The following is a 13,215-nucleotide window of genomic DNA, read 5'->3' on the forward strand; positions in this document are numbered from 1 at the left end:
ATTTATTCTTCTGACCTGTGACGATTTCCCGTGAAGCTCATCATTGCCTCCCTCTACATTTTATCCATTGCGTATGTGCATCTGCGTGGCCGCGTTCGACACAAACTGAATCGCCAGTTGAGTGATCACTCGACCTTTCTGGCACCGATCAACTGCTTCCTTTACCTGTTTTCGAAAATCCCCAACAAGCCCTACCTTGATCCGGCCGACTTCCCGGATCTGAGCCCGTTGCAGGCCAATTGGCAGGAGATTCGTGCCGAAGGCCAGAACCTGCTGAGGGCAGGGGAGATCAAGCGCTCGGACCAATACGACGATGTGGGCTTCAACTCGTTCTTCAAAACCGGCTGGAAGCGCTTTTATCTGAAGTGGTATGGCGACAGCCATCCGTCGGCTACCAAGCTCTGCCCGCGTACCACAGAGCTGGTGCAAAGCATCGGTTCGATCAAGGCGGCGATGTTCGCCGAATTACCGCCGGGTTCGAAGCTGGTCCGTCACCGCGACCCGTATGCCGGTTCGTACCGTTACCACCTGGGCCTGGAAACGCCTAACGATGAGGGTTGCTACATCGACGTCGACGGCGAGCGTTACCACTGGCGTGACGGCGAGGCGGTGATGTTCGACGAGACTTACATTCACTACGCCGAGAACACCACCCAGCAGAACCGCATCATCCTGTTCTGCGATATCGAGCGCCCGATGAAGTACCGCTGGGCAACAGCATTCAATCGCTGGTTCAGCCGCAACGTAATGTCCGCTGCAGGCGCGCCAAACGATGCAGGCGATAAAACCGGTGGTTTGAACCGGTTTTTCGGCAAGATCTACAAGGTCCGTCTGCGCGGTAAAGAACTGAAAAAGCGCAACCGGACGCGCTACTACCTCGAAAAGTGGGCGATTTTCGGCGGCTTGCTGGCCATTATTGTTTTGATCTGAGCACGACCAACGCGTCAGCAGTCTTTGCGGGCGCTACGTTGTTGAGGTTTTCCGGCCGGTCTGTGGTGGGGTCAATCGGTGTTACATCTGCGCTGGAGTATTCTCTTCACAGAGGAGAGCGCTGCGCGTAGCGTGTTATCGAAGACTGTATCTGCATGTATGGGAGGAATTCCACCATGAACAGGTTTGTGCTCGGGACCACCGCACTGGCGTTGAGTGGCTTGCTTGGCACGCTGGCCCAGGCCGGAGCAGACATTGGCATGCTGACTGCAGTGGTGGGGCATCCGGTCGTTCTCGCCCAGAATCTCCCTGACAACAGCGATAACCCCTACAACAACCCGATTCGCCGGGCCAACCCCAACAGTATGCAGGGCACCCAGCCCAGTGGGCCGGTCATTCGCGGGCCGAACACCGTGCCGGTTCCCCGCCCGCCGACTCTCGAAAACGGCGGGATAGGCAATGGCTATCCGCGCAGCGGCACCGCGCCGAGTTCGGTCAAGCCGTATGTCCCGCCCAAGCCAGCCCCCCGAGATCCGGATACCAGCAGTTATTGAGTGGCATTGAGGGTATTGCGGGCGCAGGCTTGCCAGCGGATGCGTTTTTCCAGGCGTAAGGCATCGGCATGGTCTTGGTAATAGTCGTGAATCAATGCAAAACGCCGGTAGCCGTTACGTTCATACAGAGCAATCGCTGCCGGGTTGTCGGTACGCACCTCCAGTCGCAGACAGGCGCAGTCGCGTTCCAGCGCACAGGCCTCGATTCGCTCCAGCAGCTGTTTGCCCAGGCCTGTACCTCGGGCCTGAACCGCGATGGCAATCGAGTACAGCCGCGCCAGCGAGGTGCCTCGGTGAAACAGCACCAGAGCATAACCGAGCAATTGATTTGCCCATTCGGCAACGATCAACTGCCCGTGGGCGCGGTTGATCATCCATTGAAAATTGCGGCTGTTGAGCCGGTCAGTGGTGAAACATTGCTGCTCAAGCTCCAGGAGTGCCGCCAGGTCATCCAGTACCGCAAGGCGAAAGACAAGATTCATATGACCACCGTAAAAGTTGCGTAACGAAACGGGACTTTCGAAAAAGTTCGTGCTTAATAGGAAAGGTCTTGTTCTCCAACGGATCAATCACTATGTCAGCGCTACAAGGTCATTGGCGTGAAGTATCGGAGCAATGTTTGCCGGCAGCAATAACTAAAGCCACTTATTTATCAGAGGCTGCAAGAGCTTCCAGTCAGTTGGTTATTATTGTCGAGCGCAAGGAAGACTGGGCATCTTACTTTCCCAGTGAAGACATCGTCAGTGCCCAGGAATATCTCGAGCAAACCCGTGGCAGCGAGCAGGGCAAGCGGGTTCAGGTGATCAACCTGTGCCGCAGCTACAAGTACCTGGGGCATGGCTACTACTGTTCATTGCTGGCCGAAGCCCGTGGGCACAAGGTAATTCCCTCGGTGCGAACCATCAGTGAGCTGACGCGCAAATCCCTGTATGGCCTGTCTCTGGACGATTTGGATAAAGCCTTGGATAAGGCACTCAATAACCACCTTTACAGCGACACTGAAGGATTTACGCTGACGCTGTATTTCGGAAAGACCAATATCGAGCCGTTGCAGGATTTAGCACGTCAATTATTTGAAGTGTTTCCCTGTCCGATATTACTGGTGGAGTTTCGTCGAAGTAACGGCTGGCACATCGAAGGCGTTAAGTCTGGCGCGTTACATAAGTTGCGAGAAGATCAGGAAGATCACTTCGCCAACTCCCTGGACAGTTTCAGTCGCAAGATCTGGCGCATGCCGCGTTCACGACGGCTGGCCCGTTATGACCTGGCAATCCTTCACGATCCGCAGGAAGCGTTGCCGCCATCCAACGCCAGGGCTTTGGAGAATTTCGTCCGGGTGGGCAAGGGCCTGGGCATCGACGTGGAGTTGATCGAGCGTAAGGACTACGCGCGTATCGCCGAATACGACGGGTTGCTGATCCGCGAGACCACCAGCGTCGACAACCACACCTACCGTTTCGCGAAAAAAGCCGAAAGTGAAGGTCTGGTGGTGATGGACGACCCGGCGTCAATTCTGCGCTGTACCAACAAGGTCTACCTGACGGACTTGCTCAACAGCCATCAACTGGGCATGCCGGCCACGGAAATTCTCTACAAGGAACGACCGGAAGATTTTGAGCGGGTGGGTGAACGACTGGGTTTTCCATTGGTGCTGAAAATTCCTGACGGTTGCTTCTCGCGAGGGGTGATCAAGGTCGAAAGTCAGCAAGCCTTGCTCGAAGCCACTGCCGAGCTGTTCGAGCATTCAGTGTTGCTGCTGGCGCAGGAGTTCTTCTACACCGAGTACGACTGGCGCATTGGCGTACTCAACCGCAAACCGATCTTCGCCTGCCAGTACTTCATGTCCAAGGGCCATTGGCAGATTTACAACCACAAGGCCAAGGGCCAGGACATCAATGGCGAGTGCCGCACCCTGGCGGTTCACGAAGCACCCAAGGCCGTGGTGGACCTTGCAGTGAAAACCGCCAACCTCATCGGCGACGGTCTGTACGGCGTCGACCTCAAGCAGTCCGGTGACAAAGTGGTGGTGATCGAGGTCAACGACAACCCGAACATCGACGCCGGCATCGAAGACGCCTATTTGCAGGACGATCTGTATTCGCTGGTACTCGAAGAGTTCGTGCGCAGGCTCGAACTCAAGCGTCGCGGGCAGGCTTGGTGAGCCGTTGCGCATTTAGCGCTGACGCTTTCACTGGAACCCATTCAGCGCTCTTCAGCTCACGCTTTCTGCCCGGAAATGACACTGGTTTTGTTGTCGCGAAGCCCCCGCACTACCAAATACAACAGTGGCCCGATGGAAACGAAAACTGCGGTGATCAGCAAGTACGGCAGCACTGACAATGCTGAGTGGCCACGGCTACGGGCATCCTTGTATATCCAGATGCCAGCCAGGGTGGCCAGCAGATAAAGGTCGATCACCACTTGGGCAGTGTCGGGGCGGGACATCAGGCTGATACCGAAATCAATTAGCGACTGCTCGGCCTGGAGCATCACCGAAATGGTATAGCCGGCAAAGGCGAGTAGGGTGATCAACGGGAGTGCGACAGACTTCATGCTTTCCTTCCTTGGGGCGATGAGCGGTTTTTGAAGACTACCGCATTCGACAAAAAATTGGCCATTGACTTGCCTTTCGCGCGCAGCTAATTTCGAGCCATGACTTCCACCGTATTGCGCCACCAGCCAAGCATTATTACCGCCATTCCTTATTTGGCGGGCTAGCTGACGACTGCACCCAACCCGCCCTAGAGGCGGGTTTTCATTTTCTGTCTCCGGGGCTCCGAACAAAGCCAGGAGACGTTGATGGACACCAGCACTGCCACCGCCAAGCAGGCTCTGCTTGAGCACTACGTGAAAAAAATCCTCGCCGCACCGGTTTATGAACTGGCAGTGCGCACGCCTCTGCAAGTGGCACCGGCGCTGTCCGCGGTGTTGGGCAATCAGATTTTGCTCAAGCGCGAAGACCTGCAGCCGACCTTTTCCTTCAAGATTCGCGGCGCCTACAACAAATTGGCCCAACTGAGCGACGCGCAAAAGGCTCGTGGCGTGGTCACTGCTTCGGCCGGCAATCACGCTCAAGGCGTGGCACTGGCGGCGCGGGAGTTGGGGATCGAGGCGAGTATCGTCATGCCCACATCAACACCGGAGCTGAAAGTCATCGGTGTGCGCAGTCGTGGCGCGAATGCGGTGTTGCATGGCGAGAGTTTTCCGTTCGCCCTGGAGTACGCATTGAACCTGGCCCGGCAAACCGGTCGTACTTTCGTTTCGCCGTTCGACGACCCGGACGTGATCGCCGGGCAGGGCACGGTGGCCATGGAGATCCTGCGACAGCATCAAGGCCCATTGGACGCGATCTTCGTCCCGGTGGGTGGCGGCGGTTTGATCGCTGGCATCGCCGCGTACGTCAAATACCTGCGACCGGACATCCGCATCATCGGCGTCGAGTCGGAGCACTCCGCGTGCCTGCAAGCGGCAATGCTGGCGGGAGAACGAGTAGTGTTGCCGAGCGTCGGCACCTTCGCCGATGGCGTGGCGGTCGCGCAGATCGGCGCTTATGGCTTTGAGATCTGTTGCCATCACGTCGATGAAGTGCTGACAGTCAGCAACGACGAGCTCTGCGCGGCGATCAAGAACATCTATGACGATACCCGCTCGATCACCGAGCCTTCCGGCGCGTTGGCTGTTGCCGGGATCAAGAAGTACGTAGCGCAAACCGGTATCCGGGATCAGACCCTGGTGGCGATCGACTCAGGGGCCAATATCAATTTTGATAGCTTGCGACATGTGGCCGAGCGCGCCGCATTAAGCGGCGCCCTGGTGTAAGTCGCTAGAAGGGATTCAGGCGAGCAGCGGGCGCAGAAACGTCCGCTCGTAACCTTTATTCTTGACGGGCTTTCTCGACCTTGTCCGACGCCGACCAGAGCCGATAGCGCACTTCGACGTCCTTCGGCACGTAAACCACAATCGGCAGCTTGCTGTTGTAGCGCAGCCGGAAACCATCGCCGACGACCGGCACGAAGTCTTGTTTGCTCTTGCCGCCAGGACACGCCATCAAGGTGCTCATCGGGCCGATGACTTTCTCCAGCCGATAGAACGGATAACCCCAGCCTTCAAGATTTTTCTCTTCCAACGCTCCACCCAGACGCTGGTGATTGCAGTCTACGGTCAGGGTTTTGCCGGCGAGAATCTCGACCTGATAGTTGTCTTCCCGGGTTTGCGGCGCCAGGTGAATCACCTGGCGGGTAAAGCCGTTTTCAGCCTTGGGGTAGGGCGCAACGTCTTCGAGTTTCGCGGCACTGGCCAAGGTGGACAGACCGGACAGCAGTACCGCTGCGGCGGTGAGGGTAAATGAGCGCATGATGCCTCCTTGCTCTGGGTTGAGTCAGTGAACGCGAGCATTCTTACTGCGCTGGTCGCTCAATGCAAACCACGACGTCGAAGCTGGAAAATTGCGGCATCATTTGTGGCGGATCTTGCGTTGTGCATGAGGCATTGGCCGGTTCGTCGCAAATCCCCGATTTACCGACGGCCCGTCGTGCGAATTCCCGGGCATGTTTTATGCTTAGTCCAGTTCATGAAAAACACTCCAGGAAAAACCGCGAGATAAGGATTGGCAAGACTGACGGCGGTTAACCCGGCGATTGATCGACGGCCTTATAAGAACGGAGGGTTGTAATGTTTCTTTCTGCCTTGGAACTTCGCAGCATCATTGAAAGCAGTTTTTTGCCCAAGCGTTGCCAGTGCACCTTGTCACCGGACCTGTCGATGACCGTCAAGGTCTATGGCGACAACCAGACGGACAAACTGGATCTGGTCGTGAGCGGCATCGACGCTAACGCTCTTAATAGTTGTCGTGAAATCAGCGAACTGATCACCGAGTTGCGCAACGATCTTGCGCACAAACCCGGCAGCCACCTGACGGAGCTAAAGGCCCGCACGCATTAATCCACGGTTTCTGCGAGTTCGACGGGTATACGCTGGGTCTGGAGAAATGCCAGGCCCAGCGCGATTTCCACCGCAACTGCCAGCAAGATGCCGGGGCCGGCATGGCCGTTGAGCCATTCGCCGACACCCAGCGCCGCCAGCCCGAATACCCCCACCATCAAACCACTGCTCAGTGCACTGCGCGAAGCGGACGGCGGCGTATTTCGAGCCAGGTAAAACATCACGCCTAACGCCACAAACAATACCGCGCCGCGTCTGGCGACCAGACCTGTTGCGTCTGAGTACCCGACACTCCAGATCGACAGCATCACATCGGGCATAAAGCCCCAGACCAGCGCCAGAGTAAAACTCAGGCCAGCGGTGAACGTAGACAGAGTGCGAAACGATAACTGCATGGCGAATCCTTGCGGCAGTGAGGGAGAAGGCCAAAGCATAACCTTTGGCCTGGCTCCCGCCCACCGTAGCGATCACTCAGTTCTGATAGTTACAGGCATCCGACAGCTTGAGGTAGCTGATGTCCTCTTGCTTGCCTGTGTTGTCGATAAACTTCATCTCCGCCGTCACCACTTTGCAGTCCAGCGTCGTGGGTTCGGTCATCGAAATCACTTTTTTGACGTGCAGCGGCATTCCGTAGTGATAAGGCACGGGCTGGGACGGCGCAGTGTCGGCTAGCGCCAACCCGGCAAACCCGGTGCAGGCGAGGGCAGAGGCCACCAGCAAAATACGCATGTTCATGAGAAATCTCCGGTGCAGACTTGAAGTCAGCGCGACACCTGACGATGTCGGCCCTGCCGCGGAGGGCGTCAGAAGGTTCTGCGCGAACGCGGTCCAGTTACTTTTGGACCACAGGATTAACCAAGGGTTAAGTTTGGTGGGTGTTCAGGCGGTCAAGATGGATGAAGCGGTTTTTGGTCTCTATCGCCTGCGGCGGCGGGGCTGAGGGGGAGGCCGACTATTTCACGCGTATGTTCGCGGCTCAAGCGCTGCAAGCCGTCGACTGTCGCGCCCTGACCACCACGGGTAAGGAACTCGCCGGTGGGCGTTTTACCAACCAGGATCCTCACGATAAAAACCTGAGCGAGCTTCGGCTCCTTCCTACAACGTCATAGGCATCGTCTCCTTTCGCCAGTCAGTGGCAAGGGTTTATTGTTCGCCATCGCTGCAAAATCAGCGAACGGGTTTGGTCACCCGAGAGCAACGCACACATGTGTGCCATTATTTGCCCTGCGGACGTCTTTGTCCTCGCAGTTGTTATGGCGGCTGTGTGCAGGACGCCTTCGGGCGAGCTGAGTTGTTGTTCTCGGTTGACCAAGCCTGTGCACAGTCCGCCTCCATCGTTTGGTCACGGTGCCTGCGGTTACTTAAAAACAAACGAGTAATCCTAATGCCTAAGCTAAATCCATTTCCCGATCGTTATCGCGCCATCAAAAGCAGTGTTACCGACTCAAACCCAATGGTCATCGACACCGAGGCCAATCCCCAAGACATACTTGAAGCCGCTCTAAGCCGAATCCGTGCCTCCAGCGACCTGCTGGAGACGCTGCACTGCCAGTGCTTCAAACACGGCGATGTCCAGGACATTCCGCACATTACCCATGCGCTGTATTTGCTGACTCAGGATGGTTGCGACCTGTTGAAGGTGGCTCAGCAGCGGATGTTGGGGTGGACAGCGCCGATCTGACTTAACCATTGCACAACAAGCCCATCTCCCAAAATAGCTGGGCTTGTTTGTGCAAATGCCAGCCCCGCAAGAGGCTGGCGAGATGGCTGCGGGTTGAAATGCCCTGATCAGGCCTTGGTACTGCTCAACAACACGGCGCTCATGCCGAGGGCGAACGAACTCGCCCTTTTGCAGGTGGCGTAAGAGCAGTGTCAGTTTATTGGCTTTCACCCGACCAATACCACAGCGTATCGCCCCAACTGGAATCGCTGAAACCAGGCATTATTTCGCCCTGTTGGAAATAACGGCGCGAATTTGCTTGTGAAGGGGTGAACCAATAACCCGCTTTGCTGCAGGGCTGGCCAGATTCAATGCGGGAAGGGTGGTTTGTCTTGTTCTCGTCCTGATCAAAACGTGCGTACCAACGGTCGGTGCTTTCCTGCTCGAAGCAATCGCCATAAGGCGAGTAGCTGTGAAGCTGGTCAGGATTCGGGATACGGACAGGCTTCACTACGTTGTTGACTGCTACGTATGGCACAGGGAGACCATCCTCCAAGGCTCCCAGCTCGGGGGATTCGCCTGCACGTATTATCAAACCATTATTGTAGTTGATAACTTCAATATCCCCTCGACCGCTGAAAGTGTGGCGTATAACGTTTTCGCCGCCCAGACGATCAATAAATAGCGAGCCCAATACCGTGTACCAGTTCACGCCCTTAATGTGATTGAGCAGCTCCCGCTTGGAGTTATGCACCATGGAGTCCACTTCCAACCCAGAAAACTGCTGAGCCAACTGGTATTCCATAGGCATGTAACTGTCGTAGTCAAAAGGCAATACACTAGAGAGCCCGCTGTAACCGTGTTCGGCCTTGACCTGTTCGCAAAGGTAGACAAGCCATTGCTGAAAGCGGGTTGGGCCATCATCCTCTTTGAGGATGGACCAAGGCAGCACGAGTTTCAGGTAAGAACGCTTCTGCTCTCCGTGAATCTCAAAGGAGTTCAGTGCTGAAAGACTGTATTCAGGTGCTTCACTGGCAGTCGCGGCACTGCTGATATGCCACTCATATTGTTCGTTAGGACCCGTATTGAGAATTTTGTCTGTCGTTTTCTCAAAACTGCTGGGGGTTAGCTTTTTGTATGTCTCATCAAATTGTCCAGTGAGATGAGCGCCGAACTCATTATTGAATCGAGCGAAGCACTCCATCACTTTTTGCTTACTTTCAGGCGTGTAACCCTCTTTGAAGTAGAGTGTGGCGATCAGCCCCAGCCTAACTACGGGGGTTCCATCAGGTAGCTCAAAGGACAAGTCCGGAGCGCGATCGGTTAGTTTTTCCAATACGTTCATAGAGATTCTCTTCTATCCGGCAGTGATGGCTGTGGAAAGTGCTGCACCACCCAAAATACTGGCCAATAAGGCCCAAGAAAGCTGGGCTAACCGAATGATTACTAACAGACCTGCCACGATAGTGGCCGGAATACCCGCTGCCACAACCGCTGCACCTATAGCGAAAGCCACCACTACGGTAGCTGCTGCGATTCCTAGATCAATGAGGACCTGCAGCCAGTCGACTTGACGTAAGAACTCCAGTGACAGATCGGTGTAACGCTGGACTTCCTTCCAGACCGCACGCAGTTGCTCATCAGTCCAGCGAATCACTTTTGCGCCCGTTTCGCTGATCCACTCCCAAGCTTTTTGCGACTCGCGCCGGACCCATTCTCCTTTAACGCCCAGCCACGTGGCTGCGTCCTCCAAGTGTTGCTGAACTTCTTGTGATAACTGTCGGATGCCTTGAGCGCCCTGTTCCAATAGGCTATCTACAGCGGCTTGAACTTGTTGGGTCCAACTTTCAACATATGCTGGTCTTGGCGTTGCCGATGGGCCATAAGCAGGCACCGGAACTGGAGCAGGCCTTGGTGGTTCATCTGGAGTTCTCGGTGGCAATAGTGAGGGCCACTGCAAAGGATCGAATTGACCGGTAGGTTTGTGTTCCTTGTTGTACTGGCGATCACGTTCGCGATCACCGTCGTCCCGGCAGTCGTTAATCTCTAATACGGAGAAGCGTCTTGGCCCCCCCGCGATGTCGAGATATGCCTCCCTCTGTGCCATTCCCAAAACATCCCCCGGAAATTTCACTTCAACTAACCGCTCGAGATTATCTGGATGTATTACCCCCTGATGATCAGGGCCCGCTTGCCCTGGCCATCGAAGTCCACGATTTTTCACGATGATGACATCCGGACGTCGAAGCAGCCCTTTGACTGATCCTTTGGGAAAAGGGAACAAGGTGTGACGGCGTTCCGGGTCTGGTGATTTCTCGTCACCTATCCATGAGGAACTGAGAAACGGTTTTGGGGGGAGAAATGCCATGTCAAAGCACACCTCGGCCTTGTAGTCCCACCGAAAGTCCCATCGATATTCATCCGCGCGAATCAACCCACTCATGACGAGTTGCTTCAGCTCCAGGCCGGCAAATCCACCACCCTTTGTCTTTTTGATAGACAGTTTTGGAAAGCGCGCAGCGTAGTTCGCTTTTTCCATCAAATAAGGTTTGTTCGTAGGATTAGGCAGCGGTGCTTGTTTTACCGTACCTTCGATACTGGTTTTGGTGCATCCCTGCGGTGTTTGAGGTGGTTGCATGACGGCCATTTACTTAGCCCTCCGAGCTGGCGTTTTTGAAATCCAGAGTCAATTCTTTTGGTGCACTTTCCCCAGCCCTGATGAGCGGTTCTTCAGGTTCTGGCTTACGATTTGGTGTCAATAACTCCACATCGGCGGGATCAGCACTGTGTACCAAAAATGTTTTGCCTTCCTCGTTTGTGTAGCCCGCTACACGAGTGCCATCGGCGCGTTTGAGGGTATACGGCGCACCCACCATGGGCTCGCCCGTCTTTTCGTCCTGTAGCAAATACCGGGCCTTATGACTTCGCGGAGCGCCTTGGAGCAGCTTTCCGAAGTTGTCCTTGTCAGCCAGACCCGGCAGGAGAGGGCCCAATATCTTGATCCCAGTCCCCGCACCCGGCCCACCTCCGGAATTAACCTTCACCTCAGCCCCACTAATCGTCACACCCCCCGCATCGACCTTGACGAAACTCCCCCCAGCCTTGGCCGTCAGTTCCATCCCGCCTTCTACCACGACCTTTTCACCGGCGTGGTAATGAATTTCCTGACTTGCCTCGACAAACTGCGCAGTGCCGACCTTCACATGCTGAGTCACCCCGACTGTCAGGTGATCGTCGGCTCGGGCCTCGGTTTTGCGGTCGAGGTGGGTGATGCGATGTTCTTCAGCCTTGAGTTCGGTGAGGGTGTTGGCTTCGACGGTGTCATGACGTTCGTTGCCGACGCGGATTTTCTGGTCGTGCTCGACGTTTTCGTCCCAGTCGCGTTGGGCGTGCAGGTAGATCTGTTCGGCACCTTTTTTGTCTTCGATGCGGAACTCGTTGTAGCCCTTGCCGCCCGGTGAACTGAGGGTTTTGAAGGTGCTGCGGGTTTTGTTCGCCGGCAGGTCGTAGGGGACGACGTTTTCCTTGTGGTACAGGCAACCGGTGACCAGCGGTTGGTCGGGATCGCCTTCGAGGAAGGTCACCAGCACTTCCATGCCAATGCGCGGGATGGCGATGCCGCCGTAAGCGCTACCGGCCCAGCCGCTGGCGACGCGAACCCAGCAACTGGTCTTGTCGTCGGTCTGGCCTTCACGGTCCCAGAAAAACTGCACCTTGATGCGGCCGTATTGATCGCAGTGGATTTCTTCGCCTTTGGGACCGGTGACCACCGCGGTCTGGCTGCCCAGGACTTTCGGTTTCGGGTGTTCGAGGGCAGGGCGGTAGTGCGCGTCCCACGGTGTGGCGAGGAAGCGGTTGCGGTAACCCTGGTGGAAGTCATCCTTGTTCTGGGTGACGTCACTGGTGATGGACTCGCCCAGCACTTGCGGCTGCTTGCCTTCGTGAATGACTTCCAGCAGCAACCAGAGGTCGTTCCATTCGGCACGCGGGTGTTCGCTCAAGGCGAGGAAGTGGCCACTGACCAGGATCGGTTGATCGCTTTTACCTTCGGCCAGTTGGTAGTCGCTGCGATGACGCTCCAGGGCGCGGGTCGCCAGTTGCTTGCCGCGCTCGCGGTCGGTGAAACGGCCGGGGTAGTCGTAGTCTTCCAGGTCTGGCAGGAACGCACTGCTGGCCGCGCCTTCAGGCAGGATGCGTGGTTTTTCGAAGTCGTAATCGCGGCGGCTGACGCGGCTGGTGCGGGTTTCCAGGCGCAGGTTGAAGCGCTTGATCACTGGCTTGTCGGCACTCATGCCGGAGTCTTGCTGATAGGGCACGGGCGCCAGTTTGCGGAACACCGTCTGGTCATCGCCGAACACCAGCGTGTGGCCGCTGGCACTGTGCTGGAAGTGAAAGTGAATGCCTTCTTCTTCGCACAGGCGCTGGATGAAATGCAGGTCGGACTCGTCGTACTGCACGCAGTACACGCGCTCGGGGTAGATCGCGCCAAGCTGGAAACGGTAGGCGTCGGACAGAATGCCGCGCGCTTCGAGAACCTGGGCGATGATCTTCGGCACGCTCAGTTGCTGGAAGATTTGCTGGTCATGGTTGTGGCGCAGGTAGTTGAGCTGCGGGGTCAGGCTGATGCTGTAGCGCGTCAGGCTCTTGCCCGAATCGCCCTGAGCGATGCGGTAGACAAGGCCATGAATGATCCCTTCGCCGGTACTGCCGAAAGTCAGGCAGGCGGGTTTGTGCAGCAGCTCTTCTAGCTTCAGGTCGGGACGGGAACTGACCAGTTCGATATCAAAACAGAACGGCTGATTGAGGGCTTCGCGGCCGACGAAACTGAGCACCTGAAGGTCAGTGGAAACACCTTCGAGGGTAAGAGAAATATGGGTAGCGTTAGCATCCAGCATGCCTTTGATTCCGTCCTTTGAATAACCAGGGCGCGATGGTGCAGGATTAAATCCATCGGTTCAAGGCGCAAATGGCCTAGGCGATGGCAGTGATGGGCATCGGGAAAACCCCTATTTACAAGGTTTAGGTCAATGAAATCGGGACGTTTGGCAATCAATGTAATGCCGTTAAGGAGCATCGGCTACCTACCGCGAGTAGAAACAGGCAGTCATTTTCAGACTAAAGTTGTCTGTC

13 protein-coding genes and 1 pseudogene are annotated in these 13,215 nt (G+C 56.0%); 6 read left to right on the top strand and 8 right to left on the bottom strand.

The genetic code is table 11. The features are described from left to right. Positions 1-30: 30 nt before the first annotated feature. Both lpxO and BK659_RS07760 read left to right on the top strand, forming a co-directional pair. Positions 31-930: a lipid A hydroxylase LpxO gene (lpxO, locus tag BK659_RS07755; RefSeq protein WP_123424499.1), complete on the top strand. Its 900-nt coding sequence runs from the start codon at positions 31-33 to the stop codon at positions 928-930. 176 nt (positions 931-1,106) lie between these two features. Beyond that, positions 1,107-1,484 carry a hypothetical protein gene (locus BK659_RS07760; protein WP_123424500.1) on the top strand — a complete coding sequence of 126 codons (378 nt, stop codon included), beginning with the start codon at positions 1,107-1,109 and terminating at the stop codon, positions 1,482-1,484. Positions 1,485-1,498: 14 nt separating this feature from the next. On the opposite strand, the pseudogene rimI reads toward BK659_RS07760, so the two are convergent. Next, positions 1,499-1,966: pseudogene (rimI, locus tag BK659_RS07765) on the bottom strand (ribosomal protein S18-alanine N-acetyltransferase); the annotation flags it as partial. Between the two features lie 92 nt (positions 1,967-2,058). Here rimI and BK659_RS07770 point away from each other — a divergent pair. Beyond that, positions 2,059-3,645 (top strand): RimK family protein, encoded by a 1,587-nt coding sequence (locus BK659_RS07770; protein WP_123424501.1) that lies wholly within the window; start codon positions 2,059-2,061, stop codon positions 3,643-3,645. Between the two features lie 56 nt (positions 3,646-3,701). Here the strand turns inward: BK659_RS07770 and BK659_RS07775 are convergent, their stop codons facing one another. Beyond that, complete coding sequence (locus tag BK659_RS07775; protein ID WP_123424502.1) at positions 3,702-4,037, bottom strand: DUF2834 domain-containing protein; 336 nt, start codon at positions 4,035-4,037, stop codon at positions 3,702-3,704. A gap of 246 nt (positions 4,038-4,283) precedes the next feature. Here BK659_RS07775 and ilvA point away from each other — a divergent pair, with 246 nt between their 5' ends. Continuing rightward, entirely contained in the window at positions 4,284-5,303 is a 1,020-nt protein-coding gene (ilvA, locus tag BK659_RS07780) for a threonine ammonia-lyase, biosynthetic (RefSeq protein ID WP_123424503.1), read from the top strand. Positions 5,304-5,358: 55 nt separating this feature from the next. Here ilvA and eco read toward each other — a convergent pair whose 3' ends face one another. Continuing rightward, a complete protein-coding gene (eco, locus tag BK659_RS07785; RefSeq protein WP_123424504.1) occupies positions 5,359-5,838 on the bottom strand; it encodes a serine protease inhibitor ecotin in 480 nt (159 codons plus the stop codon). Positions 5,839-6,155: 317 nt separating this feature from the next. Here eco and BK659_RS07790 point away from each other — a divergent pair, with 317 nt between their 5' ends. Further along, positions 6,156-6,425 carry a DUF1652 domain-containing protein gene (locus BK659_RS07790; protein WP_123424505.1) on the top strand — a complete coding sequence of 90 codons (270 nt, stop codon included), beginning with the start codon at positions 6,156-6,158 and terminating at the stop codon, positions 6,423-6,425. Here BK659_RS07790 and BK659_RS07795 read toward each other — a convergent pair. Next, the gene (locus BK659_RS07795; RefSeq protein ID WP_123424506.1) at positions 6,422-6,820 is read right to left on the bottom strand and encodes a hypothetical protein; all 399 of its coding nucleotides are present in this window, start codon (positions 6,818-6,820) and stop codon (positions 6,422-6,424) included. The two genes, BK659_RS07790 and BK659_RS07795, sit on opposite strands and share 4 nt — an antisense overlap. A gap of 76 nt (positions 6,821-6,896) precedes the next feature. After that, positions 6,897-7,160, bottom strand: coding sequence for a DUF2790 domain-containing protein (locus tag BK659_RS07800; protein ID WP_123424507.1), 264 nt, complete (start codon positions 7,158-7,160; stop codon positions 6,897-6,899). A gap of 649 nt (positions 7,161-7,809) precedes the next feature. Between BK659_RS07800 and BK659_RS07810 the strand changes: the two genes are divergently transcribed. Beyond that, complete coding sequence (locus BK659_RS07810; protein ID WP_123424509.1) at positions 7,810-8,106, top strand: hypothetical protein; 297 nt, start codon at positions 7,810-7,812, stop codon at positions 8,104-8,106. A gap of 196 nt (positions 8,107-8,302) precedes the next feature. Here BK659_RS07810 and BK659_RS07815 read toward each other — a convergent pair whose 3' ends face one another. From BK659_RS07815 to BK659_RS07825, 3 genes are read right to left on the bottom strand one after another with little or no spacing between them, the layout of a single operon-like run. Continuing rightward, positions 8,303-9,430 (bottom strand): type VI immunity family protein, encoded by a 1,128-nt coding sequence (locus tag BK659_RS07815; protein WP_123424510.1) that lies wholly within the window; start codon positions 9,428-9,430, stop codon positions 8,303-8,305. 12 nt (positions 9,431-9,442) lie between these two features. After that, positions 9,443-10,732, bottom strand: a complete 1,290-nt coding sequence (locus tag BK659_RS07820) for a VRR-NUC domain-containing protein (protein WP_123424511.1) — start codon at positions 10,730-10,732, stop codon at positions 9,443-9,445. 4 nt (positions 10,733-10,736) lie between these two features. After that, the gene (locus BK659_RS07825) at positions 10,737-12,980 is read right to left on the bottom strand and encodes a type VI secretion system Vgr family protein (protein ID WP_259740221.1); all 2,244 of its coding nucleotides are present in this window, start codon (positions 12,978-12,980) and stop codon (positions 10,737-10,739) included. Between the last annotated feature and the right edge of the window lie 235 nt (positions 12,981-13,215).

This window comes from Pseudomonas brassicacearum (assembly GCF_003732225.1).
In the GTDB taxonomy this organism is placed as follows: Bacteria; Pseudomonadota; Gammaproteobacteria; order Pseudomonadales; family Pseudomonadaceae; genus Aquipseudomonas; species Aquipseudomonas brassicacearum_E.

What these genes read in the sequence shown, in the direction of transcription:
- BK659_RS07815 (WP_123424510.1), bottom strand. Translation starts at nt 9,430, where the DNA reads ATGAACGTATTGGAAAAACTAACCGATCGCGCTCCGGACTTGTCCTTT.
- ilvA (WP_123424503.1), top strand. Translation starts at nt 4,284, where the DNA reads ATGGACACCAGCACTGCCACCGCCAAGCAGGCTCTGCTTGAGCACTAC.
- BK659_RS07820 (WP_123424511.1), bottom strand. Translation starts at nt 10,732, where the DNA reads ATGGCCGTCATGCAACCACCTCAAACACCGCAGGGATGCACCAAAACC.
- eco (WP_123424504.1), bottom strand. Translation starts at nt 5,838, where the DNA reads ATGCGCTCATTTACCCTCACCGCCGCAGCGGTACTGCTGTCCGGTCTG.
- BK659_RS07795 (WP_123424506.1), bottom strand. Translation starts at nt 6,820, where the DNA reads ATGCAGTTATCGTTTCGCACTCTGTCTACGTTCACCGCTGGCCTGAGT.
- BK659_RS07800 (WP_123424507.1), bottom strand. Translation starts at nt 7,160, where the DNA reads ATGAACATGCGTATTTTGCTGGTGGCCTCTGCCCTCGCCTGCACCGGG.
- BK659_RS07770 (WP_123424501.1), top strand. Translation starts at nt 2,059, where the DNA reads ATGTCAGCGCTACAAGGTCATTGGCGTGAAGTATCGGAGCAATGTTTG.
- BK659_RS07760 (WP_123424500.1), top strand. Translation starts at nt 1,107, where the DNA reads ATGAACAGGTTTGTGCTCGGGACCACCGCACTGGCGTTGAGTGGCTTG.
- BK659_RS07775 (WP_123424502.1), bottom strand. Translation starts at nt 4,037, where the DNA reads ATGAAGTCTGTCGCACTCCCGTTGATCACCCTACTCGCCTTTGCCGGC.
- BK659_RS07810 (WP_123424509.1), top strand. Translation starts at nt 7,810, where the DNA reads ATGCCTAAGCTAAATCCATTTCCCGATCGTTATCGCGCCATCAAAAGC.
- BK659_RS07825 (WP_259740221.1), bottom strand. Translation starts at nt 12,980, where the DNA reads ATGCTGGATGCTAACGCTACCCATATTTCTCTTACCCTCGAAGGTGTT.
- BK659_RS07790 (WP_123424505.1), top strand. Translation starts at nt 6,156, where the DNA reads ATGTTTCTTTCTGCCTTGGAACTTCGCAGCATCATTGAAAGCAGTTTT.